This is a genomic window from Brevundimonas sp. (assembly GCF_031082345.1).
Lineage (GTDB): Bacteria > Pseudomonadota > Alphaproteobacteria > Caulobacterales > Caulobacteraceae > Brevundimonas.
In genome coordinates this window covers 1-2832 of record NZ_JAVHLH010000315.1, presented here as the reverse complement: position 1 = coordinate 2832, position 2832 = coordinate 1, and the positions used below count along the sequence as shown (strand labels likewise).

At 66.9% G+C, this 2832-nt stretch carries 3 protein-coding genes; 1 reads left to right on the top strand and 2 read right to left on the bottom strand.

All coding sequences use genetic code 11. The features are described from left to right. The coding region (locus RDU12_RS14590; RefSeq protein ID WP_308685348.1) for a biopolymer transporter ExbD at window positions 1-331 on the bottom strand (331 nt) is incomplete at its 3' end. Between the two features lie 170 nt (window positions 332-501). Continuing rightward, on the bottom strand, window positions 502-1125 hold the full coding sequence (gene folE, locus RDU12_RS14585; RefSeq protein WP_300290139.1) for a GTP cyclohydrolase I FolE: 624 nt from the start codon (window positions 1123-1125) through the stop codon (window positions 502-504). A gap of 116 nt (window positions 1126-1241) precedes the next feature. On the opposite strand from folE, the gene cysS reads away from it, so the two are divergent. Continuing rightward, entirely contained in the window at window positions 1242-2651 is a 1410-nt protein-coding gene (gene cysS, locus RDU12_RS14580) for a cysteine--tRNA ligase (RefSeq protein WP_300290138.1), read from the top strand. Window positions 2652-2832 lie beyond the last annotated feature (181 nt).

The following is a 2832-nucleotide window of genomic DNA, read 5'->3' as shown; positions in this document are numbered from 1 at the left end:
GCGGGAAGCTCGTCACGCCCCGAGGGGGGATGTCCACCAGCACCTCTCCGTCGGCCGACAGGCCTTCCAGCGAGGACTGCTGGTCGGCGATGAAGATCGAGCCCGTCTCCTGGACGGTGATGTAGACCGGCTCTTTCTGCTCTTCCGGGTTCTCCGGCGGCACCGCCGGCGGCAGGTCGAGACGGATCGACACCGTGGCCATGGGCGCGGCGACCATGAAGATGATCAGCAGCACCAGCATGATGTCGACGAACGGCGTGACGTTGATGTCGGCGTTCTGTTCAATGGTGTGGCTCTTGCCGCCACCCGGTCCGGAAAGTTTGGCGCCCATGCGCTGGTTCTCCATCAGGCCCGGCGCGACACGCGGCGAGCGACGCTTATAGCTTCGGACCGTCTCTTGGCGTCCCCGGCCCGGCTTGTAAAGCGGGTTCGGGCCGAAGAGGGTTCCATCAAAGGCTCCACCTTCGCATTACGCCTCGGAGGCGAGTCGGTTCAGCCCTTTTATCGTCCCTGGGCGAGCTTCAGGAACCGGTCCTTCAGCGCCGCGTCGGACTTGAAGTCGCCAGTGAACCGGGTGGTGATGGTCGAAACGTGGCGGTGGTGCACGCCGCGCGTGGTCATGCACTGGTGTTCGGCGTCGATCAGGATGGCCACCCCGTGCGGCTGCAGGTGCGATTCGATGGCCTCGGCGATCAGCTGGGTCAGGGTTTCCTGGGTCTGCAGCCGGCGCGAGAAGATCTCGACCACCCGCGCCAGCTTGGAGATGCCGACCACCTTCTCGTTCGGGATATAGGCGACATAGGCCTTGCCCAGGAAGGGCGCCATGTGGTGCTCGCAGTGGCTTTCCACCTCGATGTCGCGCAGCAGGACCATGTCATCATAGCCCTGGACGTCCTCGAAGGTGCGGCTCAGCTCCTTCTCGACGTCGGCGTCATAGCCGTCGAACCATTCGCCATAGGCGTCGACGACGCGCTTGGGCGTGTCGATCAGGCCCGGACGGTCGGGATCGTCGCCGGCCCAGGCCAGCAGGGTGCGGACGGCCTTCAGGGCCTCCTCCCGCGACGGACGCAGCGTGACCGGGTCGTTGTCGCCGACCAGAACGGGCTTGGCGGGGGTAAGGCTCATGGGGCGGTTCTCGAACACGCGGCTTTGTAAGTCGCGGGGGACTGTTTATCAGCTTGGCGGCGTATATGGGACCGCTCGTCCGTCCCGCAAGAAAACTCTCCCGCAAAGACTCCCCGATGCCGCTGACGATTTACGACACCCTTCACCGCGAAAAGCGCGTGTTCGAGCCGCGCGACCCCGGCCGGGTGACCCTCTATGTCTGCGGCCCCACGGTCTATGACTACGCCCATATCGGCAACGCCCGCCCGCCGGTGGTGTTCGACGTGCTGGTTCGGCTGCTGCGGCGCGAATACGGGGCGAATGCCGTGGTCTACGCCCGCAACGTCACCGACGTGGATGACAAGATCAACGCCAGGGCCGCCAAGGAGGGCGTGCCGATCGGCGACGTCACATCGCGTTACGAGGCGGCCTATCTCGACGACATGGCCCGGCTGAACGTCAGCCCGCCCGACATCGTCCCCCACGTCACCGACCACATGGACGCCATCGTCGCCCAGATCGGCGCGATCATGGACCACGGCTGCGCCTACGCCGCCGAGGGCCATGTGCTGTTCGACGTCTCCTCCTACGAGGCCTACGGCCGGCTGTCGGGTCGCAACCTCGACGACATGATCATGGGCGCCCGGGTCGAGGTCGCCCCCTACAAGAAGAACCCGCACGACTTCGTCCTGTGGAAGCCGTCGAAAGAGGGCGAACCGTCGTGGCCGTCGCCCTGGGGCGAGGGCCGTCCCGGCTGGCACATCGAATGCTCGGCCATGATCGAGCAGACCCTCGGCCTGCCGATCGACATCCACGGCGGCGGCATCGACCTGGTGTTTCCGCACCATGAGAACGAGATCGCCCAGGGCGTCTGCGCCCACGGTCACGCCCATGAGGCGTCGCCCCACGCCGAATACAGCCGCTACTGGATGCACAACGGCTTCCTGACCGTCGACGCCGAGAAGATGTCCAAGTCGATCGGCAACGTCCTGCTGCTCCACGACCTGGTGCAGAACATCCCGGGCGAGGTGGTCCGCTGGGCTCTGCTGAGCGCCCATTACCGCCAGCCGCTGGACTGGAACCAGGCGCTTCTGGATCAGAGCCGCAAGGCGCTGGACCGCCTCTACGGGGCCCTGCACCGCTCGGCCGCCGTCGAAGTCTCGACCGACGAGCCGCCGGCCGACTTCCTCAAGGCCATCGAGGACGACATCAACACCCCGGGCGCCATGGCGACCCTGTTCGCCCTGTCCAGCGAGATCGAGCGCGGCATGACGGCGGGCGACCATGGCGTCGTGGCGCGGGCGAAGGGCGAGCTGATCGCGGCCGCGGCTATTCTGGGCGTGCTTCAGGCTGATCCCGGAGACTGGCTGGAAGGCGAGGTCTCCGACGCCCTCCGCACCGAGGTCGAGGCCCTGCTTGAGCAGCGCGCCGCCGCCCGCGCGGCCAAGGACTGGCCCGAGGCCGACCGCATCCGCGACCGCCTCAACGCCCTGAACGTCGTCGTCATGGACGGCCCCGACGGCGCCACCTGGCGGGTCAAGGGGTAGACGTGCTCTGACTCCTTCTCCCCTTGGGGGAGAAGGTGCCCCGGAGGGGCGGATGAGGGGGATATCAGCTCCGGACCCGCCGCCGGCCAGCCTGGCTCAACCAGCCCCCTCATCCGGGCCTCCGGCCCACCTTCTCCCCCGAGGGGAGAAGGGAAAGAAATTGCTGCGCTGCAAATCCGCC